The organism is Rhizobium sp. 0TCS1.26, assembly GCF_050455525.1.
Lineage (GTDB): Bacteria > Pseudomonadota > Alphaproteobacteria > Rhizobiales > Rhizobiaceae > Neorhizobium.
Genome location: NZ_JBCIYV010000001.1, coordinates 767,347 through 788,676 on the forward strand (window position 1 = coordinate 767,347; position 21,330 = coordinate 788,676).

Below are 21,330 nucleotides of genomic sequence, written 5' to 3' on the forward strand. Positions count from 1 at the left end.
CTGCTCCGTCTGCGTTGCGGTCAATCGACAACCTAGTGGCCTTGAGACAAAAGACAAATGCCGATCGCGGCGCAAAAGCGCGTGACAACGGAAAGTGAGGTCCGGCCTCTCCGCGTGCCTTGCCTTGGCTTGCGCTTCATCCTATTGGCGCTAGGCGAAGTGCGGAGGCGAATGAATGGTCAGGCAGGTTCTGTCGATCGGCGAATGCATGGTGGAATTGTCCCAGGCCGGCGAAGGACTGCTGCGCAAGGGGTTTGCCGGCGATACCTTCAACACTGCCTGGTACCTGCGCGCCCTGATGCCGCACGACTGGCACATCGGCTACATGACCGGCCTTGGCGACGACCCGCTCTCCGGTGAACTGCTCGCGTTCATGCGACACGCAAACATCGGCACCGAGGCGATCCGGCACATCCCCGGTCGCGCCCCCGGCCTCTACATGATCAGCCTCAAGGATGGCGAGCGTACCTTCAGCTACTGGCGCGACACCTCCGCCGCAAAGCTTCTGGCCGACGACGCCGATCACCTGCGGACCGCGATCGAAGCGGCAGACCTCGTCTACTTCTCGGGCATCACGCTGGCCATTCTTGCCCCCGGTGCCGCCGATACGCTGCTCGCCGAAATCCGCCGCGCCCGCGCAGTTGGCAAGACCATCGCCTTCGATCCGAACATCCGCCCGCGGCTGTGGAGCGACCGGGAGCGGATGCTCGAAGTGATCTCCGCCGGTGCCCGGGCCGCCACCATCGTGCTGCCGAGCTTCGACGACGAGACCGCCCATTTCGGCGATGCCAATGTGGCAGCGACCATCGACCGCTACCTGGGGCTGGGCGCCGACACGGTCGTCGTCAAGAACGGCGCACAGGGCGCAACGATCGCCGAGGGCGGCCAGACGATCTTCGTGCCGGCCGTGCCGCCGGAAAACGTGGTCGATACGACGAGTGCCGGAGACAGCTTCAACGGCGGCTTCCTCGCCAAGCTTCTGACCGGCGCCACGGCTGCCGAAGCCGCAGCCCATGGCGCAGCCGTCGCCTCGGTCGTCATTGCCCATCACGGCGCCCTGATCGATCCGGCGCTTTTGCCGCGCTGATTGTTCGGGTTCGGCGCCGTCGATCGAGCTGCCGCCGCCCCTGACATGCGCCTGTAACATGCAGCGCCGATAGAAATCTCGTGAACAGTCTGAGCGCGATTCGGCTCGCGCGGAGCACGAGGATCTGGCGAAGATGACCAAGATCACCATCGTTACCGACGCCTGGTATCCGCAGGTCAACGGCGTGGTCCGCTCGATCGAGAACACCAACCGCGAACTGTCGCGCATGGGCATCGACGTCTCGATGATCACGCCGCAGGATTTTCTCAACGTCCCCTGCCCCACCTATCCGGAAATCCGGCTGTCGATCGCAAGCTACGCTTCGGTCGCGCGGATGCTGGAAAACATCGGCCCGGCTTCGGTCCACATCGCAACCGAAGGACCGCTCGGCCTCATCGCCCGGCGTTGGTGCCTGAAGCAGGGGCTTGCCTTCACCACCAGCTACCACACGCGATTTCCCGAATATGTCGCAGCGCGGTTTCCGGTGCCGATCCGCTGGCTGCGCGCCTTTGTCCGCTGGTTCCACAATGCCGGCAACGGCTGCATGGTAGCGACGGCCAGCCTCGAGCGCGAACTGTCGCGGCTCGGGCTCAAGAACCTGCTGCGCTGGAGCCGCGGCATCGACCAAAGCCAGTTCCGGCCGATGCCGCCCGAACAGACGCCCTTCGGCCTGCAACGGCCGATCTTCCTGACTGTCGGGCGCGTGGCAATCGAGAAGAACCTGCCGGCCTTCCTCGATCTCGATCTGCCCGGCTCGAAGGTGGTGGTCGGCGATGGTCCGCTGCGCGCCGACCTTGAACGCCGCTATCCGGACGTCCTGTTCACCGGCATGAAGACCGGCGAGGAGCTCGCCCGCGCCTACGCGCAGGCCGACGTCTTCGTCTTCCCGTCGAAGACCGATACCTTCGGCAACACGATCCTCGAAGCCCTGGCGAGCGGCGTTCCGGTGGCCGCCTATCCGGTGACCGGTCCGGTGGACATCATCGAGGCTGGTTCGGGTGCCGGCGCCTTGAATGACGACCTGCGCCAGGCCTGCCTCGACGCACTGGCCTGTTCGCGCGAGAACGCCAGGCGGCTCGCCCGCGGCTTCACCTGGGAGGCTGCCTCGCGGCAGTTCCTCAACAATGTCCAGACTGCCCAGGGGCGCAAGTCGCTGCCTGCGCCGCGAACCGGATTCAGAGCTTTAAGCAGCTGAATCCGTTTCTTCGTCAACGCTTCTTGCGCTTTGATTCGAATGGGTTTTCAGACGCCCGAAGGTGGATGCGGATCGGCACGCCCGGCATCTGGAAATCGGCACGCAAGCCGTTCGTCAGATAGCGGATGTAGGATTCCGGCACCGCATCGGGCCGCGTGCAGGAGATCATGAAGGCCGGCGGGCGGGCCTTTACCTGCGTCATGTATTTGAGCTTCAGGCGGCGACCGGACACGGCCGGTGGCGGATGCTGGACCTGCACGCTGTCCAGCCAGCGGTTGAGCTTGGCGGTCGAGACGCGCTTGTTCCACACCATGTCGGTATCGATGATGCTCTGCATCAGCTTGTCGAGCGAATAACCCGTCTGGCCGGCGATCGGCACGGCGCGGATGCCACGCGCCTGGGGCAGCAGCCGCTCGGTCTTTTCGCGCAGTTCTGCAAGCACCGCCTGCGGCTCCTCGACGAGATCCCATTTGTTGAAGGCGAGCACCGCGGCCCGGCCCTCGCGCAGCACCAGGTCGACGATCTGCAGGTCCTGCTTCTCGAAGGGGATGGTGGCATCGAAGATGATCACCACCGTCTCGGCAAACTTGATGGCCCGCAGCGTGTCGGCGACCGACAGCTTTTCGAGCTTCTCCTGGACGCGTGCCTTGCGGCGCATGCCGGCGGTGTCGAACATCTTGATGGTCCGGCCGCGCCACTCCCACTCCACCGAGATGGAATCGCGGGTGATGCCGGCTTCCGGGCCGGTCAGCAGCCGGTCTTCGCCCAGAAAGCGGTTGATCAGCGTCGATTTGCCGGCATTCGGTCGCCCGACGATCGCCACGCGGAGCGGCTTTGTATCGTCGTAGGCGGGCTCGTATTCGTCGTCGTCGATATCGGTGTCCGAATGCGAGACGTCGATGTTGGTTTCCGCCTCGTCGTCATCGTCGCCGAAGGCCATTTCCGGCCCGATCGCCTCGACGATTGCGTCGCGCAGATCGATCATCCCCTGGCCGTGTTCGGCCGAGACGGGCACCGGATCACCGAGCCCGAGGGTGAAGGCATCGTAGAAGCCGCCGTCGGAACCGCGCGCTTCGGATTTGTTGGCGACCAGCACCACCGGCTTGCCGCTGCGGCGCAGCAGTTCGCCAAAGGTCTTGTCGAGCGGCGTCAGGCCCATCTTGGCGTCGACGACGAACAGCGTCAGGTCGGCCTCGTCGATGGCGATCTCGGTCTGCGCCCGCATGCGGCCTTCGAGCGTATCCGGTCCGGTCTCTTCCAGGCCCGCCGTATCGATGATCGTGAAGCGCAGGTCGACGAGCTTGGCGTCGCCCGGCCGGCGGTCACGCGTGACGCCCGGCGTATCGTCCACCAGGGCCAGCTTCTTGCCGACGAGACGGTTGAACAGCGTCGACTTGCCGACATTCGGACGGCCGACGATCGCGACGGTAAAGCTCATGGTCGTTGCCTTTCTGGCCTGTCGTTAGCCCTGCGGGGCTGCAGGCGCCGGCGCGGCGCCGGGTGCAGCGGCCGAGGCGGCAATGGTGTCGAGCATGATCTGGGCGCGGTTCGTCACGTTGCGCGGCGCTTCGGCGTCGCTGGCGATCTCGGTGAACCACTCCCTGGCCTTGGCGGTATCGCCGGCCTTGTAGGCGGCAAGACCCAGCGCTTCGCGCGCCGAATGGCGCAGCGCATGGTTCTGCGTCGCCATCACTTCGGCTTCGGCCGAAACCTGTGCATAGGTGCCGGTATCGATCAGCAGCCAGGCCGCCCGCAGCTTCGCCAGATCACGGACCACCTCGGGAATGGAATTGTCCTTCGACACATCGTTGAAGGCTGCGATGGCGCCGGCGGCATCGCCCTTTTCCGACATCAGCGTCGCGGCCCGCAGCTTGGCGAGCACCGGATAGGATCCGCCGCCGTCCTTTTCCAGCGTTCCGAGGGCTGCTAGCGCCTCGTCCGTCTTGTTCTGCTTGGCAAGGTTCAGCGCGGCGAGGAACTCGTCGCCATAGCGGGATGAATTGTGCGTGTGCCAATATTCGTAGCCGCGATAGCCGGCGGTTCCCAGCACGATCAGCAAGGCGGCCGCGATGATGACGGGACGGAAGCGGCGCCAGATTGTGGAAACCCGCTCCGAGCGCAGTTCGTCGTTCACCTCGCGGATAAAGCTGTCGTTGTCTTGTGCCATGCGAAACTCCGGCCGCTGGACGGCCCTTCAACTCGAAAGCCTGCCTTCTAACCTATTTTGCCGAGGATGTAAGGGGGTGAGTTGCGACGGCGAAGCCGTCAGATCGCTCCAGCTAAGCGATCTGAGAAACGAACGCCTCGAGACCGAGCGAGAGGCCGGCAGGTTGCCGCGCCGAAGCCGATCTTGACGCGACCCCAGCTTTGCCGCAATCGGGCCGGAGAAGACGGGCGCCGTTCAACCGGAACAAGGATCAGTCATTGCGTTCTGCCATTGCCCTGCTTGCCGCCCTCCTCATCTCCACGTCTGCCGTTGAGGCCAGTGAACGGCCGAAGCAGCTGGTGCTGATCTCGTTCGACGGCGCCGGCAGCAACGATCTCTGGGCGCGCAGCCGGGCACTGGCCAGGAGCGGCAACGCCCGCTTCACCTATTTCCTCTCCTGCACGCTGGTCATCGACCGAGCCCGGGCGAAGACCTATCAGGGGCCGCACCAGAAACCGGGCCGCTCGAATATCGGCTTTGCCCAGACTGTCGACGAAGCCGTGACGCGGCTCGATCACATCTGGCGGGCGCATGGCGAAGGCAACGAGATTGCCAGCCACACCTGCGGCCACTTCGACGGGCGGACCTGGACGACGGAGGAATGGCGCGGCGAGATGCGCAGCTTTCGGCGGATCCTCTCCGCCGCCTGGCAGGACCTGTCCGCCGGCGATCGCGAGCCTCAAGGCTGGCGCGACTTCGTGCGCGACATCAAGGGCTTTCGGGCACCCTATCTGTCGACCGGCGACGCCCTTAACGAGGCCGAGCGGCGCGAGGGCTTTACCTATGATGCAAGTGGTGTGACCAAGGGACCGATGCTGCCCGAGGCGCGTGACGGCATCCTCAACTTCGGCCTGCCGCTGATCCCGGAAGGCCCGCAGCAGCGGCCGATCATCGCCATGGACTACAACCTGTTCGTCCGCCACTCGATGGCGCTCGATGATCCGAGCCGCTCTGCCGAATTCGAGGAACGGACCTACCAGGCGTTTCGTGCCGCCTTCGACAGGCAGTATGATGGCGACCGCATCCCGCTGCAGCTCGGATTTCATTTCGTCGAGATGAACGCCGGCGCCTACTGGCGGGCGCTCGAGCGGCTGGTGCCGGAAATCTGCGGCCGCGCCGATGTCGCCTGCGTTACCTATGGCGAGGCCATCAGGGCGCTGAAGGATCGGCCGGACACCAGCCCGGCACAAAAGGCCGGCTCGCCCTTCTGATCCCGGGGACGCCGGACCGACGATCCGTAGAAATATCCTAGCGGTGGCAGCAGCTTGACCGCGGCGGGCAATGCCTGTCGTCCCCGCCTGAGCGCAACGGACCTATTCTGATGGCTCACCGGAACGGGTGCCGGGTCGCGAGCCGGCCGCCCTTCCTCCCAGGGATCGGACGGTTCTGCCGCCTGGATCCGGTGAGGCCGGAATGTGGACAGACTGCGGAAACTGACACCATCCGCCAAGATGTTCGCAAATCTGGTCCGGGCGGGCGGCATCACTGCCAACCTCCTCACTGACAACCGCCGCCTGCCCTCCCACAAAACAAGAACCGCGCCGGATTGATATCCGGCGCGGCCCGAAATGCTGTCTGCTGCTGTGAGCGTGGTCGGCGGAGCGCCGATCCAGGCGGTCGATCAATAGGGTTTGTCGGCCGCCAGTTCTCCCGCGTCGGCTTCGCGACGCAGGTAGCGCTGGTCGATCCCCGGCAGCGGCTTGTCGTCGATGGCCGCCTCGAACGCCTTCAGGCGCTTGTGGATGGACAAGAGCTCGATGATCGTCGCCCAGTAGTTCACCAGATACTGGAACGAGTTGCTGACCTCGCCGAAGGCAGTGGCGATCTGCTGCCACGTGCCCATCGTGATCCGGCCGGCAACGATCGTCGGGATCAGGATGAAGTTGAGGAAGATCGCGTCGAGCTGGCCGTAGGTGTAGCGCGCCACGTTGAAGTAGCAGTAGTGCCAGTACATGCGGAAATAATTGCGCCGCACGTTGGAGAACAGCTCGCGCACAGTGATCGGATCGGCGCGGTCGGCATGGTCTTCGCCGTAGACCAGTTCCTTACGATAGGCGGCCTCGACGCGCTGGTTGCGGAACTGCAGGCCGGGCAGCTTGATGCCGGCGATTGCCAGCAGCGCGGTGCCGAACAGCGACCAGACGATCGCCAGCCAGAACAGCGCATGCGGAACGGCGCCAATGATCGGCAGGTCCCCAACGAATTCCGACATCCGGAACAGCAGCGGCAGGAAGACGACGAGGGTCATGATCGAGTTGATGAAGGTGACGCCCAGCCCTTCGAGAATGTTGGCGAAGCGCATCGTGTCTTCCTGCACACGCTGCGAGGCGCCCTCGATATGGCGCAGCTTGTCCCACCTGGACATGTAGAAATTGTTCATCGCCGTGCGCCAGCGGAAGACGTAGTGATTGGTGAAGAAGGCGGTGACCACGTTGAGCACGACCCCGACCATGCCGATCTCCAGGAAGCGGAGCTGCAGCGAATAGAGCTGCTCGACCGTCACGCCGCCCTGCCGTGACAACGCCGCCTGGAAGAGGTCGAAGAACGGTCCGCGCCAGTTGTTCAACGCCACCGACACCTGCACCGAGAAATAGGCGATGAAGATGATGAAGGCCGAGCCCCAGATCGACCAGTTGGTCCACGGATGGTCGCGCGCGATCACCTTCCAGACGGCGCCGAAGATCACCACGAAGATGGTGAAATACAGGTAGAACCAGAGATTGTCCGGCGAGAAGAAGTAGGCAAGCCCGATCGGAGCCTTTTCGTCAGGGCCGAGCGGCGGCAGGCCGATGGCCGCTCCGATCTGCGGTCCGACCGTATACCAGACGCCGATGCAGACGATCGCCCACAGGATCGCCGAGGTGAAGAAGAGCTTGGGCCGGGGGAAAAACGAATGGAACACGAAAAGGGGTTTCCCTTGCTACGGTTGAGCGGCCGGCGGCAATCCGAAGCGGATTGAGGCCACAGCCTTCAAATCAGCAGAAGCTCTAGGCCAGATCGGAAATCCCAGCAATGGCGAAGCGCGCGGGTTACGCAAATGTAACGCGGCGCCCTCAGTAGCCCGACACACGCCCGGCAAGCGGCAGCATCAGCGCCAGGGATATCATCAGCACCAGCGCCGCGATGATCGACGCCAGCGTGAAGCTGCCGCTCCACTGCGTCGCCCAGCCGGCCACCAGCGGCCCGACGATCTGCCCGCAGCCGAAGGCGACCGTCATGAAGGCGAGTGCCCGGCGAGGGCTCTGCGGCGCCAGCCGTCCGCCGATCTGCAGGCCGTAGGCGGTGATGGTGATGAAAGTCAGCCCGAGCGCCAGTCCGCCGAGCAGGGTTCCGGCAACCGGCGGCATCAGCACGGATGCGACGACGCCGATGGCCTCGACGAGAAGGCAGACGAGATAGACCCGCTCGACGCCGATCCTGCGGGCGACCGGCCGCCAGAGGAAGAGCGAAACGGCTGCCGCGATACCGGTGACGAACCAGGCGAAGAATTCGACGAGCGGACCGGCTGCCGAAAGCCGGGCGATGGCAACAAGAAAGGTGGCGGTGACGACATATCCGAAACCGAAGAGGCCGTAAGAGGCGGTCAGCAGCACCAGCGGCCGCGTCCAGGCGATCGGCGGCTCGCGGGCCGGACGGTGACCGGCACGCGGCTTGGGCAGACGCAGGGTGATGATCACGGTGGCGAGGATCACCAGCAATGCGCCGGCGAGCCAGTTCCAGCGCCAGCCGTGCGCGGCATCGCCAGCGAAACCGTTGATCAGCAGGGCGACCAGCGAGGACACGGCAATACCCGTCCCGACACCGGCGAAAAACACGGATTGCACGGTGGGCTTTCCGGCCGCATAGGGCAACACGATCGACGCCGTGAAGATCATCGCAAAGGCACTGGCGAGACCGGCAAGGAAGCGGATGAAGATGAACAGCGGCAGTGACGAGGTGAACGCCATCGCCGCCAGCAGCAGGCTCGTGAGGCCGAGCGCCGAGATCGCCAATGGTCGTTCGCGCCCGGCCGCCCAGCCATAGGCGGCAAGCATCGCACCTGCCAGGTAGCCGGCGAAATTGCCGGCGGCGATCAGCCCGGCATCGGCCGCCGACAGCGGCAGGTCGATCATCATGCCCGGCAGCACGGGCGTGTAGAAGAAGCGGCCGAAGCCCATGGCGGCGGCCATGGCGACAGCGCCGGCAGCAGCGACGAGAATGGGGCGTTCGGCGGAAGGAGATTGCGTCATGCCCTCCTGTCGCAGCAAAGTGCGACGGCGACAATTCAGCATTTTTCACCAGACTATCAGAGCGGCTGATGTGGACCACGCAGGCTGATCCGGGGAGAGATCAGGCAGCGCTCGCCTTCAGTCCGCCAGGGTCAGGATCAGCGGGCCGTTGCGGGTGACGACGAAGGTATGCTCGAACTGCACGGTCGGCGCCTTCGGATCGCTGTAGAGCGTCCACGGGTCGCCATTGCCGGCGTCTTCTGCCCAGGTACCGCCGAGCGACAGGAAGGGTTCGATCGTGAACACCAGACCTTCCTCCATGTGGCGCGTCTCGTCCGGATCCGGCCAGGTGGAGACTTCCGTCGGCTCTTCGTGCAGCGAGCGACCAACCCCGTGGCTGGCAAGGTTGGTGATCAGCGTGTAGCGGTTCTTCTTGGCAAACGCGCCGATGGCATTGCCGATATTGGCGATCGGCCTGCCGGTCTTCACCTGCTGCAGGCCCGTCCACAGCGCCCGGCGCCCGTCGCGCACCAGCTTTTCGATCTCGCGCTTCACCGGCGGCACGGCAAACGACGAGCCGGTATCGCCGAAGAAGCCGTCCTTGACTGCCGAGACATCGATGTTGACGAGATCGCCGGCGACGATCACCCGTTCGCCGGGAATGCCGTGCGCCACTTCCTCGTTGACGCTGATGCAGGTGGCGCCGGGGAACTGGTAGCAGAATTCCGGGGCCGACTGGGCGCCTGCATCTTCGAGGATCCGGCGGCCGATGCGGTCAAGCTCGAGCGTTGTGATGCCCGGCTCCAGCGCCTTGCCCATGGCCTCGACGGCCTGCGCGCAAAGCCGGCCGATGGCCTTCAGTCCTGCCAGTTCCTCTTCGGTGGAGACGATCATGCGTGCGGGTTCCGACTTGCTTTTTTCAGGCCGCCGGTTTCGCGCCATCCGCCTTCGCGGTCAACGCTTTTCTGACCAGCGGTGCCACCTTGGTGCCGAAAAGCTCGATGCCGCGCATGATCTGCGCATGCGGCATCAGGCCGACCGCCATCTGCAGCAGGAACCGGTCATTGCCGAACACCTGATGGGCCGCAACAATCTTTTCGGCCACCAGTTCCGGATCGCCGACGAACAGGTTTCCGGGCGCCGAGCGGGCCCGGTCGAACTGCGCCCGGTTGGTCGGCGGCCAGCCGCGCTCGCGACCGATCCGGTCCATGACGGCCGCCTGGGGGCCATAGAACTGGTCGGCCGCCGCGTCCGTCGTATCGGCAATGAAACCGTGCACGTTGATGCTGGTCTTCAAGGTTGCGGCGTCCTGACCGGCGCGGCGTGCCGCCTCGCGGTAAAGCTCGAAGAACGGCGCAAACCGGGCGTAGTCGCCGCCGATGATGGCAACCGCCAGCGGCAGACCCATGGCGCCGGCGCGCGCTACCGATTGCGGTGTGCCGCCGACGGCGATCCACACCGGCAGCTTCTCCTGCAGCGGCCGCGGATAGACGCCGCGCCCTTCGATCGGCGCACGCAGCTCGCCCGCCCAGTCGACGATCTCGTTGTCGCGCAGCGTCAAGAGCAGGTCGAGCTTTTCGGAAAACAGCTGGTCGTAGTCCTTCAGGTCGTAGCCGAACAGCGGATAGGATTCGATGAAGGAGCCCCGCCCCGCCATGATTTCGGCGCGACCGTTGGACAGCAGGTCGACCGTCGCAAACTGCTGGAAGACGCGGATCGGATCGTCGGAACTGAGAACCGAGACGGCGCTGGTCAGGCGGATGTTCTGGGTCCTGACGGCAGCGGCGGCCAGCACCGTGGATGGCGACGAGACGGCATAGTCCGGCCGGTGGTGCTCGCCGAGCCCGAAGACGTCGAGGCCAACCTGATCGGCAAGCTCGATCTCCTCCAGCAGGTGCTTCAGGCGCACTGCTGCATCGGCGCCGCGGCTGCCGCTCGATATCGCCGGATCGACGTCTGCGAAGGTGTAAAGGCCAAGTTCCATCGTCTCTGTCCATTCTTGCTGTGCAGCCTTCTACATAGAAACCGCCACCCGGGCTGCAAAGCTTGAAAACTTCGACGCCTCCCGTCGAAAATCTGGATGATGCCGAAGCCTGAAAGGAATCCTCGTTCAAGGACTTGGCGCGACTGCCGGACCCGGCGCATCAGGTCGCCAGGACAGCATCCATGCCCGAACCCTCACAAGACTGCTGGCGGAATCAATGCCTCACCGGCCGCACGCATCCTTTTGATAACGCTGACCTTTCGCTTGGTCTGGCAGCCCTGCCCTGCCCATCGCCTGGAAATGAGCCGACGGGCGCCTAAGTCTTCCTCAACCGACAAGAGGATCATCATGGCCGACCTTTCCGCCTTCCCCATCACCGCCCGCTGGCCGGCCGCACATCCGGACATCCTGCAGCTCTACGCCGCGCCGACCCCGAATGGCGTGAAGGTGTCGATCATGCTCGAGGAAACCGGGCTCGCCTACGAGCCGCATTTCGTCAACATCGGCGACAACGAGAGCCACAACGATGCATTTCTGTCGCTGAACCCGAACGGCAAGATCCCCGCCATCCTCGACCCGAATGGCCCGGACGGCCAGCCGCTCGGCCTGTTCGAATCCGGCGCCATCCTCATCTACCTCGCCGACAAGACCGGCCAGTTCCTGCCGAAGGATGCGGCCGGCCGCTACGAGACCATCCAGTGGGTGATGTTCCAGATGGGCGGCATCGGCCCGATGTTCGGGCAGCTCGGCTTCTTCCACAAGTTCGCCGGCAAGGAGATCGCCGACAAGCGCCCGCTCGAGCGCTATCTGACCGAGACCAAGCGGCTGCTCGACGTCCTCGAACAGCGCCTGACCGGACGCCAGTTCATGATGGGCGACGCGGTGACGATCGCCGATTTCGCGATCGTCGGGTGGGTGCGTTCGCTGGTCGGCTTCTACGACGCGGCCGACCTCGTCGGCTACGACAAGCTGACGGCGCTGTCGGCCTGGTTCGACCGGATGATGGCGCGGCCCGCTGTCCAGCGCGGTGTCGAAATTTCGGCCCGACCCTGACCCTGCCCTCTCGCCGGTTTTGCCTTTTCGACAGGCGAAACCGCAGTTTTCCCGGCCGATGCCATCAACCCTTTGTGAGCTTCCGCCGCCGAGGGTTGATCCCCCGGTTAACCATTCGATAACTCTCCTGCCGTTCAATTGAACGCTGTCGCTCCCGTTCTGCGTCTCGCGTCCGGGAAGGTTTCATCTGCCATATCCAGGAGAGTTCGATGTCTCAAAAGACATGCGCCCTAGCCATTTCCATTGTCCTGCTATCCGCGCTCGGCGCCAGCGCCCAGCCTTCCCGGGTCCAGCAATTCGATGCATGGGGCGTCTATTCCTATGGCAGCGGCAGCGGCAAGAACTGCTACGTCCTGTCGGTGCCGACGGTCCAAGCTCCCGCCAGCGTCAGCCATGGCGACAACTTCTTCCTGGTCGCGCCGCAATCGGGCAACTCGTCCTACATGCCCCAGGCGATCATGGGCTACGGGCTGAAGGACGGGTCGCAGCTGACTCTCAGCATCGGCTCGGAAAATTTCATCCTGGTGCCGAAGGAAAACGCCGCTTGGGTGCGCGACCCGGCCCGCGAGCCGGAACTGGTCACGGCCATGCGCAGTGGCAGCGAAATGACGCTGAAGGCAACATCGGCGCGCGGCACAGCCACCAGCTATACCTATTCGCTGAAGGGCGTCAGCGCGGCGCTGCAATCGGTGCGCGACTGCCGCTGAGGCGGAGCCTGCCACCTGCATGCTGGCCGTTGCCAGCGGCGGCCCTTTGCGCATAACCTTCCTCAGGCGTCGTATCGACATCGCGATGCGCATCGGAGGCAGGTCATGGCAAGAACCGTCGTCGTCACGGGATCGACCAGCGGCATCGGGCTTGGCGTGGCCCGGGCCTTCGCCGCCGAGGGCGCGAACGTCGTCATCAACGGCTTCGGCAAGCCGGAAGACATAGAGGCGGCGCGCACCGAGCTCGAAGGTCTGGGTGGTGGCGCCGCGCTCTACCATCCGGCCGACATGACAAGGCCGGACGAGATCGCCGATCTCGTCCGTATGGCAGCCGAGACCTTCGGCACCGTCGACGTGCTGGTCAACAATGCCGGCATCCAGCACGTGGCGAAGATCGAGGAATTTCCGGTCGAAAAGTGGGATCAGCTGATCGCCATCCTGCTCTCGTCCGCCTTCCACACCATGCGCCACGTCATTCCGCTGATGAAGGCCCCCGGCCGTGCCCATTCCGGCCGCATCATCAACGTCGCCTCGGCACACGCGCTTGTTGCATCCCCGTACAAATCGGCTTATGTCGCAGCCAAGCACGGCATTCTCGGTCTGACCAAGACTGCCGCACTGGAATTGGCCGAATTCGGCATTACTGTGAACGCCATCTGCCCCGGCTACGTGCTGACGCCTCTCGTGGAAAAGCAGATCCCCGACACGGCGCGCGAACGTGGCATCTCGGAAGAGGCGGTCAAGACGGACGTCATGCTCCGTCTGCAGGCGACGAAGCAGTTCGTCAGCATCGAGGAGGTGGCGGCAACAGCCGTCTATCTCGCCAGCGATGCGGCCCGACAGATCACCGGCACCCACATCTCCATCGACGGCGGCTGGACCGCCCAATGAGCCACAACGGGAACACCGCATGACGTCCGCGATCCGCTTCATCCTGAATGGCGACGAGGTCTCGCTTGGCGATTTCTCCGCCACCGAGACGCTGCTCGACTATCTGCGCCTGCGGAAGCGGCTGACCGGCACCAAGGAAGGTTGTGCCGAAGGCGATTGCGGTGCCTGCACGGTGCTTGTCGGGAGGCTGATCGGCGGGGCGCTGCGCTACGAAAGCGTCAATGCCTGCATCCGCTTCGTCGGATCCCTGCACGGCACGCATGTGGTGACCGTCGAGCATCTGGCGGGACAGGACGGACGGCTGCATCCGGTGCAGCAGGCGATGGTCGACTGTCACGGCTCGCAGTGCGGCTTCTGCACGCCAGGCTTCGTCATGTCGCTCTACGGCCTGTGGATGGCCAACAGCGAACCCAACCGCGAAGACATCGAGAACGCCCTGCAGGGCAATCTCTGTCGTTGCACCGGCTACGAGCCGATCGTCAGGGCGGCGGAGCAGGTCGCGGCCGAACGGCCGAGCGCGCTGTTCGATCCGATCGAACGTCAGCGCACCGAAATCATGTCGAAGCTGTGGACGATCCGCGCCTCCTCCGAAACCATCACCGTTGGCCGTGACGACAGCCGGGCGATCATCCCCGGCACGCTGGCGGCACTGGCCGATGTGCTGGCCGCAGAGCCGACCGCCACCATCGTCGCCGGCGCCACCGATGTCGGTCTCTGGGTTACGAAGCAGATGCGCCGGCTCGACCCGGTGGTCTTCATCAACCACCTCACCGACCTGCAGGCGGTCACTGCCGACGAGCGCGGTATCACGATCGGCGCCGGCGTCACCTATGCCCAGGCGATCGATGTGCTCGGCATCGAACACCCGGCGATCGGCCGGCTGATCGACCGGATCGGTGGCCAGCAGGTGCGCAACATGGGCACGATCGGCGGCAATATCGCCAACGGATCGCCGATCGGCGACATGCCGCCGGCGCTGATTGCGCTTGGAGCGACCGTCACGCTGCGCGCGGCATCCGGCGTCCGGACGCTGGCGCTCGAGGACTATTTCATCGAGTACGGCAAGCAGGACCGTCAGCCCGACGAGTTCGTCGAGAAGATCTTCGTGCCGCACGCGGATGAGGAAGCCTTCTACGCCGTCTACAAGATCTCCAAGCGCCGCGATGAGGACATTTCGGCACTCTGCGGCGCCTTCTACCTCACCATCGACGCCGAGGGCTGCGTAGACACCTGCCGCATCGCCTTTGGCGGGATGGCCGGCACGCCAAAGCGGGCGACCAGCGTGGAAGCAGCACTTATCGGCCGGCCGTGGAGCTGGAACACGGTGGCCGCGGCGCAGGATGCGATGGCCGAGGATTTCCAGCCGCTGACCGACTGGCGGGCCACTGCCGAATATCGCGCGCTTGCCGCCCGCAATCTGCTCACCCGGTTCTTCCTCGAAACCGCCGGCCAGCCGCAGGAACTGCAGCGCTTCGACGCCGAGGAGGCATGAGGATGAAGTCTGACACCGCATCGCTGCCCCTCATCCGCCTGCCGGCACCTTCTCCCCGCATGCGGGGCGAAGGGATACACCGCACCCGCTGGGAACACGCTGAAGTCGCACGGGGCAAGTCCCCTCTCCCCGCCCGCGGGGAGAGGGTTAGGGTGAGGGGCAGCTTTTCCTCCGCACCATCATGCCACCCCATCGAAGGAGCCGACTGATGGATAACACCACCTTCGAGGCGAAGAGCACCATCAGCGGTTCGATGCACGCTCCGCTGCGCCATGATTCGGCGCACAAGCACGTGACCGGCACGGCCGAATATATCGATGACATGCCGGAGCCGGCCGGCACCCTGCATGCAGCACTCGGCATGGCCGATCGCGCGCATGCCGATATCCTGGCGATCGATCTTGACGCAGTGCGCGCCGCACCCGGCGTCGTCGCGGTGATCACCGCCGCGGACATTCCGGGCATCAACGACATCGCCTCGACGGGCCAGCACGACGAGCCGCTGCTGGCGACCGACAGGATCGAATTCCACGGCCAGCCGATCTTCGTTGTCATCGGCGAGACGCGCGATCAGGCCCGCCGCGCCGCGCGGTTGGCGAAGATCGACTACCGCGACCTGCCGCACTGGACCGACATCGACGCCGCGCTGGAAAACGACGCGCCGCTGGTCGTCAAGCCGATGACGCTGACCCGCGGCGACCCGAAGACGGAGATCGACAAGGCGCCCCTGCGCATCCAGGGCCAGATGCGTATCGGCGGCCAGGAGCATTTCTACCTGGAAGGCCAGATCGCGCTTACCATTCCCGGCGAAGACGAGGACATCACCGTCTGGTCGTCCACCCAGCACCCGAGCGAGGTGCAGCACATGGTGTCGCATGTGCTGGGCTGCGCCAATCATGCGGTGACCGTGAATACGCGGCGCATGGGCGGCGGCTTCGGCGGCAAGGAAACCCAGGGCAACCTGTTTGCCTGCTTGGCGGCGGTGGCCGCCAAGAAGCTGAACCGCGCCGTGAAATTCCGGCCGGATCGCGACGAGGACATGGCCGTCACCGGCAAGCGCCACGATTTCCGCGTCGACTACGATCTGGCCTTCGGCGAGGACGGCCGCATCCACGCCGTCGACGCCACCTATGCCGCGCGCTGCGGCTTTTCTGCCGATCTCTCCGGCCCTGTCACCGACCGCGCCCTCTTCCACGCCGATTCCAGCTATTTCTACCCGCATGTGCACCTGACGTCGAAACCGCTGAAGACGCACACCTGTTCGAACACTGCCTTCCGTGGCTTCGGAGGCCCGCAAGGCATGCTCGGCGGCGAACGGTTCATCGAGGAGATCGCCTATGCGGTCGGCAAGGATCCGCTCGATGTCCGCAAGCTGAATTTTTACGGCCAGCCCGGTTCCGACCGCACTCTGACCCCCTACCACCAGGAGGTTGAGGACAACATCATCCTGCAGCTGGTCGAAGAGCTGGAAGCCTCAAGCGACTACCGCGCGCGCCGCCAGGCGATCGTCGACTTCAACGAAAACAGCCCGGTGATCCGCAAGGGCATCGCTCTGACACCGGTGAAATTCGGCATCTCCTTCACCATGACCGCCTATAACCAGGCCGGCGCGCTCGTCCACATCTACCAGGACGGCTCGATCCACCTGAACCACGGCGGCACGGAGATGGGCCAGGGCCTCTACACCAAGGTGGCGCAGGTGGTGGCCGACACCTTCAACGTCGACATCGATCGGGTGAAGATCACCGCGACGACGACCGGCAAGGTGCCGAACACCTCGGCGACCGCCGCCTCTTCCGGCTCCGACCTCAACGGCATGGCCGCCTACGACGCCGCGCGGCAGTTGAAGGAGCGGCTGGTCGATTTCGCCTGCCGCCAGTTCGAGGTGGCGCCGACAGAGGTGGAATTCCTGCCCAATCGAGTGCGGGTCGGCGAAGAGATCGTCCCCTTCGACACGCTGGTGCGGGCCGCCTATTACGACCGCGTGCAGCTGTCGGCGGCCGGCTTCTACAAGACGCCAAAAATCCACTGGGACCGCGCCGCCGGCAAGGGCCGTCCGTTCTACTACTTTGCCTATGGCGCCGCCTGCTCGGAAGTCTCGATCGACACGCTGACCGGCGAGTACCTGATCGATCGCACCGACATCCTCCACGATGTGGGCAAGTCGCTGAACCCGGCGATCGACATCGGCCAGGTGGAAGGCGCCTTCGTGCAGGGCGTCGGCTGGCTGACGACGGAAGAGCTTTGGTGGGATGCCAAGGGCCGGCTGCGCACCCATGCGCCGTCCACCTACAAGATTCCGCTGGCATCGGACCGGCCGAAGATCTTCAACGTCAAGCTGGCGGACTGGTCGGAGAACCGCGAGCAGACGATCGGTCGCTCGAAGGCCGTCGGCGAGCCGCCCTTCATGCTGGGCATCTCGGTGTTCGAGGCAATCTCCATGGCTGTCGCCTCGATTGCCGATTACAGCGTCTGTCCGCGGCTCGACGCGCCGGCAACGCCGGAACGCGTGCTGATGGCCGTCGAGCGGATGAAGGCGATGTGACCGCCGGACGGTCGCCCGGCTTAAAAACCGCATGAGCCTGAGATCAGGCTCGCGCCATCCCGCTATTGCACGCTATAGAAGACCAGTGTGATGTGGCGAGGCCGAACGTGTCTGAATTCCCCAATGGCGGCGGCGAAATGGCCGGAGCTATCCGCGCCTTCGACTGGTCGAAGACATCGGTCGGCGCCATGGCCACATGGCCGGCTTCGTTGCGCGCCGTCGTCCAGATGATGCTGCACCAGCAGCACGCCATCTGCCTGTTCTGGGGCACCGACCTCAACATCATCTACAACGATGCCTACAGGCCCTTCCTCGGCGACAAGGAGGTCGGCGCTCTCGGCCAGCCGTTTCACGAGATCTGGTCGGACGTCTGGGAAGATGTGAAGCCGTTCGCCGACCAGGCCCTGTCCGGCTGCGGCACCTTCACCGAGAACCTGCGACTTCTGATGCAGCGCAACGGCTTCCTCGAGGAGACCTTCTGGACCTTCTCCTACAGCCCTCTGTTCGACGATGCGGGCGAGATCGCCGGCATCATCGACGTCGCGGTCGACACGACGCGGCTGGTACAGAGCAAGCGCAAGGAAGAGCTGCTGCGCCGCGAGCTCGTGCATCGGGTGAAAAACGCCATGGCCGTCACTTCGGCCGTCGTCAGCGCCACCATGCGCCATGCCAACAATCTCGAGGAAGCGCGCGATACCGTTGCCAAGCGGATCGCGGCACTCGGCAAGGCGCAGAGCCTTCTCGATGAATCCGATGATGGCGCGACCGTCGATGCCATCGTGCTGGAAAGCATGGCCGCGCATCTCGACGACCGAGCACGCCTGACGATCGACGGCCCGCCGGTGCGCGTCCAGCCGCAGCAGGCGGTCGGCCTTTCGCTTGCCATCTACGAGCTTGCCACCAATGCGCTGAAGCACGGCGCCCTGTCGAACGCCGCCGGCACAGTGTCCGTCTCGTGGTCGGTCGATGAGCAGGCGGCCTTCCGTTTCGCCTGGGTGGAAGCCGGAGGCCCGCCCGTCGCAGCGCCGACCAGGCGGGGTTTCGGCACCCGGCTGACAGACCAGATCGTCGCCAATTACTTCGGCGGCACCGGTCAGACGACCTACGAGCGGCACGGCGTACGTTTCGAACTCAACGGCACGATCCAGAGCGATGAAGAAGCCTGAGGTCTCCGCCGCCCTCCTCCCCCGCGGGAGAGATGGCCAATGAACGCAATCTCGACCTTGCGGACGTTCCTCGACGGCACGGCGGCGGCTGTGCTCGTCACGGTCTCCGAGGCAAGAGGTTCCACGCCGCGCGAAGCGGGCGCCATCATGATCGTCTCGGCAGAGGCCATCTGGGGCACGATCGGCGGCGGCCAGCTGGAGTTCATGGCCATCGACAATGCGAGGGACATGCTGAGCGGCGGCGGCGGCACGGGCGAACTCGACGTGCCGCTCGGACCGGAGATCGGCCAGTGCTGCGGCGGCCGGACGCGCCTGACCTTCCAGACGATGACGCCTGAGCTCACCGCCGGGATCGAGGCCCGTCTTGCAGCAGAGACTGAACGCTTCCCGCAGGTCGTGCTCTTCGGTGCCGGCCATGTCGGCCGGGCGCTGGCAGAAGCTCTCCTGCCGCTGCCTTTCCGGGTCACGGTCGTCGAGAGCCGTCAGGCGGCCCTCGACGACGTGCCCGAGGGTTTGGAAAAGATGCTTGCCGCCATGCCCGAAGCACTGGTGGACGGACTAGCGCCCGGGAGCGCGGTGATCGTCCTCACCCACGACCATGCGCTGGACTTCCTCATTGCCCGGCAGGCGCTGGCGCGCGGAGATCTCGCCTATGTCGGCATGATCGGATCGGCCACCAAGCGTGCGACGTTCAAGAATTGGCTGGCGCGCGAGACCGACGGCACCGTGTCCAGCGATGCACTCGTTCTACCCGTGGGCGGATCAATGGTGCACGACAAGCGTCCGGCGGTCATCGCAGCCCTGGTCGCTGCGGAACTGCTGACCCGGCTGCTGAGCAAAACCACCGGCTGAGCCTGTCAGAAGCGCGGCAAGATCCTTGAACGCTGCATGTCCCGCCAAAATGCTTCCTGCCGACCCGACGGACGCACCGGCATCGAAAGCGCCAGGTCGTCACGCAATTCCTCAGGTGCTGCGTCAGCGGCTTCATCATCAACACCCTGGATCACGTCTCCTGGATTGATGTCCACCACCGCCCGGAAACGGGCTGCCAACCGCATCCAGGACGCAGAAACCCACCCGGCAGAACCTCTGGTCCAGACCGCCATATTGGCCTCCAACACGACATTTTATTGCTGCATGGCTCGACAATTGCTGCCATCTGCGCTGACATACCACCCGTTTCCTGCGGTCCACCAATTCAATCCGAGAGACCGGTCAGAAAGAGAGCTTATCCATGAAGCTGTCGCGCAAGCTGCCGCTCAATGCGATCAGGGTGTTTGACGCCGTGGCAAGGCTTGGCAGTTTCACCCGCGCGGGCGAAGAGCTGGGCATGACGCAGACGGCGGTCAGCTACCAGATCAAACTGCTGGAAGAGCATGTCGGGGACCTGCTGTTCATCCGCCAGACACGGCGGATCAGCCTGACGCAGACAGGAGAGCGCTTGGCACCGAAGGTCAGTGAAGCCTTTGGTCTTCTGGCTGAAGCGATGGCAGAGGCGCGCCAGGAAGAGAGCGGTATTCTAGAGATTCGCTCGACGCCCACCTTTGCCAGCCATTGGCTGGCCCGCCATATCGGCGCCTTCCAGCTTCAGCATCCGGGTCTGGCCGTACGCATTCTGCGCATCGACAAACCGGTGGATTTCCGCGCCGACAATGCCGATGTCGCCATCTGGCGAGGCGAGCAACCGCCAGCGGATGTGGTGGCGCATGAACTGTTCCGACTGCAATATGCACCCATGCTGAGCCCGAAGCTGGCGAAAACGATTCGCGGCGTGACGATCCCGGCGGATCTTCTGAAACTGCCGCTCATCGGCGGCAGCAGCAAATGGTGGGGGATATGGTTTCAGTCGAACGGCATCGACACCCCCCTGCCCGGCACCATCACGATCGATGCCGACGGTGCGCTGGATCTGGAAGGCAGCGCCGCCATTGCCGGCCACGGGGTTGCGCTGCTGAGCCCGTTTCTGCACCGCGAGGAGCTGAAGGCCGACCGCCTCATTATGCCCTTCGAGGCGTTCAAGAAGGACGATCTGAGCTATTGGCTGATCTCCCCGAAAAGCCGCCGCCAATCGGTTAAGGTACAGACCTTCCGCCAGTGGCTGCTGGAGACCCTGCCGCCCTATCTTTCAGACCTGTCTGCCGCCGCTCAGTAACTCATGTCCGGCGCGTAGAAGCAGCGCAGCGTGTCCTCGTTGGGATAGAGGCAGAGATGGTACTGCTCGTCGCGGCTGCGCCGCGCCTGGCTCTGGGGGATCTTGAAATCGTGGTTGCGGGTGATGAGCCGGTGGTCGCCAGGCCTCAGCAGGATCTCGTAGCCGCCGGAAATTACCCGGACATTCCTGGTCGAGATCATCTGGCAGTCGCCGCTGTGTTCGTTGCCGTTGCAGCAATAGGCATCGTATTGCCAGCCGGTCGCCGTTTCGTGCGCCTTGGGGCTGGAGGCAACGGCCATCAACATCATGATCGTCAGAATACTGCGCATGAGCTTGTTCTCCATCGATGAATGCATGTCATCGCCGGCGAACCCCGTACCTCCCGCCTTCACCGGCTGCGTTGCATTCTTCCTATCCATGCGCTGGATGCCGGGTTGACCCGTTCGCTATCGCGGCGCACAATTCAGGGTGGCTGAGACCACCCGGCTGCAACAGCCCGTCCGGGCCCAAGTTCCAAGACCGCGCTCGCGGACGGTATGAAAACATCCCGTCAGACGCCGGCGGTCCCGTGGCGGCTTGGACCGTTCGCGACGAAGAGCCGTGCAGAAGCGCCGGGAAGACCGCGATTCCACGTCACCGGCCCT

At 64.6% G+C, this 21,330-nt stretch carries 19 protein-coding genes; 11 read left to right on the top strand and 8 right to left on the bottom strand.

Features of this window, described 5'->3' with window-relative positions; genetic code table 11:
- Positions 1-175: 175 nt before the first annotated feature.
- The gene (locus tag AAIH46_RS03710) at positions 176-1,087 is read left to right on the top strand and encodes a sugar kinase (protein ID WP_430304247.1); all 912 of its coding nucleotides are present in this window, start codon (positions 176-178) and stop codon (positions 1,085-1,087) included.
- A 133-nt stretch (positions 1,088-1,220) separates the two neighbouring features.
- Entirely contained in the window at positions 1,221-2,282 is a 1,062-nt protein-coding gene (locus AAIH46_RS03715; protein ID WP_430304248.1) for a glycosyltransferase family 4 protein, read from the top strand.
- 13 nt (positions 2,283-2,295) lie between these two features.
- Here AAIH46_RS03715 and der read toward each other — a convergent pair whose 3' ends face one another.
- Both der and AAIH46_RS03725 read right to left on the bottom strand, forming a co-directional pair.
- Entirely contained in the window at positions 2,296-3,720 is a 1,425-nt protein-coding gene (der, locus tag AAIH46_RS03720; RefSeq protein ID WP_430304249.1) for a ribosome biogenesis GTPase Der, read from the bottom strand.
- 24 nt (positions 3,721-3,744) lie between these two features.
- A complete protein-coding gene (locus AAIH46_RS03725; protein WP_430304251.1) occupies positions 3,745-4,449 on the bottom strand; it encodes a tetratricopeptide repeat protein in 705 nt (234 codons plus the stop codon).
- A 257-nt stretch (positions 4,450-4,706) separates the two neighbouring features.
- Between AAIH46_RS03725 and AAIH46_RS03730 the strand changes: the two genes are divergently transcribed.
- Positions 4,707-5,699: a polysaccharide deacetylase gene (locus AAIH46_RS03730; RefSeq protein WP_430304252.1), complete on the top strand. Its 993-nt coding sequence runs from the start codon at positions 4,707-4,709 to the stop codon at positions 5,697-5,699.
- A gap of 410 nt (positions 5,700-6,109) precedes the next feature.
- On the opposite strand, the gene sbmA is transcribed toward AAIH46_RS03730, so the two are convergent.
- The 4 genes from sbmA to AAIH46_RS03750 all read right to left on the bottom strand — a co-directional run bounded on the left by sbmA (position 6,110) and on the right by AAIH46_RS03750 (position 10,680).
- A complete protein-coding gene (gene sbmA, locus AAIH46_RS03735) occupies positions 6,110-7,390 on the bottom strand; it encodes a peptide antibiotic transporter SbmA (RefSeq protein ID WP_430304253.1) in 1,281 nt (426 codons plus the stop codon).
- Positions 7,391-7,541: 151 nt separating this feature from the next.
- Positions 7,542-8,717, bottom strand: coding sequence for a YbfB/YjiJ family MFS transporter (locus AAIH46_RS03740; RefSeq protein WP_430304254.1), 1,176 nt, complete (start codon positions 8,715-8,717; stop codon positions 7,542-7,544).
- A gap of 117 nt (positions 8,718-8,834) precedes the next feature.
- Positions 8,835-9,590, bottom strand: coding sequence for a type I methionyl aminopeptidase (map, locus tag AAIH46_RS03745; protein WP_430304255.1), 756 nt, complete (start codon positions 9,588-9,590; stop codon positions 8,835-8,837).
- Between the two features lie 25 nt (positions 9,591-9,615).
- Positions 9,616-10,680: an LLM class flavin-dependent oxidoreductase gene (locus AAIH46_RS03750; RefSeq protein ID WP_430304256.1), complete on the bottom strand. Its 1,065-nt coding sequence runs from the start codon at positions 10,678-10,680 to the stop codon at positions 9,616-9,618.
- Between the two features lie 348 nt (positions 10,681-11,028).
- Between AAIH46_RS03750 and AAIH46_RS03755 the strand changes: the two genes are divergently transcribed.
- The 7 genes from AAIH46_RS03755 (at position 11,029) to xdhC (ending at position 19,386) form a co-directional block, all read left to right on the top strand.
- Positions 11,029-11,733: a glutathione binding-like protein gene (locus AAIH46_RS03755; RefSeq protein WP_430304257.1), complete on the top strand. Its 705-nt coding sequence runs from the start codon at positions 11,029-11,031 to the stop codon at positions 11,731-11,733.
- A 209-nt stretch (positions 11,734-11,942) separates the two neighbouring features.
- The gene (locus tag AAIH46_RS03760) at positions 11,943-12,440 is read left to right on the top strand and encodes an invasion associated locus B family protein (protein WP_430304258.1); all 498 of its coding nucleotides are present in this window, start codon (positions 11,943-11,945) and stop codon (positions 12,438-12,440) included.
- 105 nt (positions 12,441-12,545) lie between these two features.
- Entirely contained in the window at positions 12,546-13,331 is a 786-nt protein-coding gene (locus tag AAIH46_RS03765) for a 3-hydroxybutyrate dehydrogenase (RefSeq protein WP_430304259.1), read from the top strand.
- A gap of 19 nt (positions 13,332-13,350) precedes the next feature.
- Complete coding sequence (gene xdhA / locus AAIH46_RS03770; RefSeq protein WP_430304260.1) at positions 13,351-14,823, top strand: xanthine dehydrogenase small subunit; 1,473 nt, start codon at positions 13,351-13,353, stop codon at positions 14,821-14,823.
- Positions 14,824-15,031: 208 nt separating this feature from the next.
- Entirely contained in the window at positions 15,032-17,368 is a 2,337-nt protein-coding gene (gene xdhB / locus AAIH46_RS03775) for a xanthine dehydrogenase molybdopterin binding subunit (protein ID WP_430304261.1), read from the top strand.
- A 107-nt stretch (positions 17,369-17,475) separates the two neighbouring features.
- The gene (locus AAIH46_RS03780; RefSeq protein ID WP_430304262.1) at positions 17,476-18,534 is read left to right on the top strand and encodes a sensor histidine kinase; all 1,059 of its coding nucleotides are present in this window, start codon (positions 17,476-17,478) and stop codon (positions 18,532-18,534) included.
- A 48-nt stretch (positions 18,535-18,582) separates the two neighbouring features.
- Entirely contained in the window at positions 18,583-19,386 is an 804-nt protein-coding gene (gene xdhC, locus AAIH46_RS03785) for a xanthine dehydrogenase accessory protein XdhC (RefSeq protein ID WP_430304987.1), read from the top strand.
- A gap of 5 nt (positions 19,387-19,391) precedes the next feature.
- On the opposite strand, the gene AAIH46_RS03790 is transcribed toward xdhC, so the two are convergent.
- On the bottom strand, positions 19,392-19,640 hold the full coding sequence (locus tag AAIH46_RS03790) for a hypothetical protein (RefSeq protein WP_430304264.1): 249 nt from the start codon (positions 19,638-19,640) through the stop codon (positions 19,392-19,394).
- Between the two features lie 128 nt (positions 19,641-19,768).
- Here AAIH46_RS03790 and AAIH46_RS03795 point away from each other — a divergent pair, with 128 nt between their 5' ends.
- Positions 19,769-20,686, top strand: coding sequence for a LysR substrate-binding domain-containing protein (locus AAIH46_RS03795; RefSeq protein ID WP_430304266.1), 918 nt, complete (start codon positions 19,769-19,771; stop codon positions 20,684-20,686).
- Here the strand turns inward: AAIH46_RS03795 and AAIH46_RS03800 are convergent.
- Entirely contained in the window at positions 20,680-21,015 is a 336-nt protein-coding gene (locus AAIH46_RS03800; RefSeq protein ID WP_430304267.1) for a hypothetical protein, read from the bottom strand. The two genes, AAIH46_RS03795 and AAIH46_RS03800, sit on opposite strands and share 7 nt — an antisense overlap.
- Positions 21,016-21,330: the final 315 nt, after the last annotated feature.

Bases quoted from the DNA above. Each gene is read 5' to 3' on its own strand.
- map (WP_430304255.1), bottom strand. From the start codon at position 9,590: ATGATCGTCTCCACCGAAGAGGAACTGGCAGGACTGAAGGCCATCGGC.
- xdhB (WP_430304261.1), top strand. From the start codon at position 15,032: ATGGATAACACCACCTTCGAGGCGAAGAGCACCATCAGCGGTTCGATG.
- AAIH46_RS03790 (WP_430304264.1), bottom strand. From the start codon at position 19,640: ATGGCGGTCTGGACCAGAGGTTCTGCCGGGTGGGTTTCTGCGTCCTGG.
- AAIH46_RS03760 (WP_430304258.1), top strand. From the start codon at position 11,943: ATGTCTCAAAAGACATGCGCCCTAGCCATTTCCATTGTCCTGCTATCC.
- AAIH46_RS03715 (WP_430304248.1), top strand. From the start codon at position 1,221: ATGACCAAGATCACCATCGTTACCGACGCCTGGTATCCGCAGGTCAAC.
- AAIH46_RS03740 (WP_430304254.1), bottom strand. From the start codon at position 8,717: ATGACGCAATCTCCTTCCGCCGAACGCCCCATTCTCGTCGCTGCTGCC.
- der (WP_430304249.1), bottom strand. From the start codon at position 3,720: ATGAGCTTTACCGTCGCGATCGTCGGCCGTCCGAATGTCGGCAAGTCG.
- AAIH46_RS03725 (WP_430304251.1), bottom strand. From the start codon at position 4,449: ATGGCACAAGACAACGACAGCTTTATCCGCGAGGTGAACGACGAACTG.
- AAIH46_RS03765 (WP_430304259.1), top strand. From the start codon at position 12,546: ATGGCAAGAACCGTCGTCGTCACGGGATCGACCAGCGGCATCGGGCTT.
- AAIH46_RS03710 (WP_430304247.1), top strand. From the start codon at position 176: ATGGTCAGGCAGGTTCTGTCGATCGGCGAATGCATGGTGGAATTGTCC.
- AAIH46_RS03800 (WP_430304267.1), bottom strand. From the start codon at position 21,015: ATGCGCAGTATTCTGACGATCATGATGTTGATGGCCGTTGCCTCCAGC.
- xdhA (WP_430304260.1), top strand. From the start codon at position 13,351: ATGACGTCCGCGATCCGCTTCATCCTGAATGGCGACGAGGTCTCGCTT.
- AAIH46_RS03750 (WP_430304256.1), bottom strand. From the start codon at position 10,680: ATGGAACTTGGCCTTTACACCTTCGCAGACGTCGATCCGGCGATATCG.
- AAIH46_RS03795 (WP_430304266.1), top strand. From the start codon at position 19,769: ATGAAGCTGTCGCGCAAGCTGCCGCTCAATGCGATCAGGGTGTTTGAC.
- AAIH46_RS03755 (WP_430304257.1), top strand. From the start codon at position 11,029: ATGGCCGACCTTTCCGCCTTCCCCATCACCGCCCGCTGGCCGGCCGCA.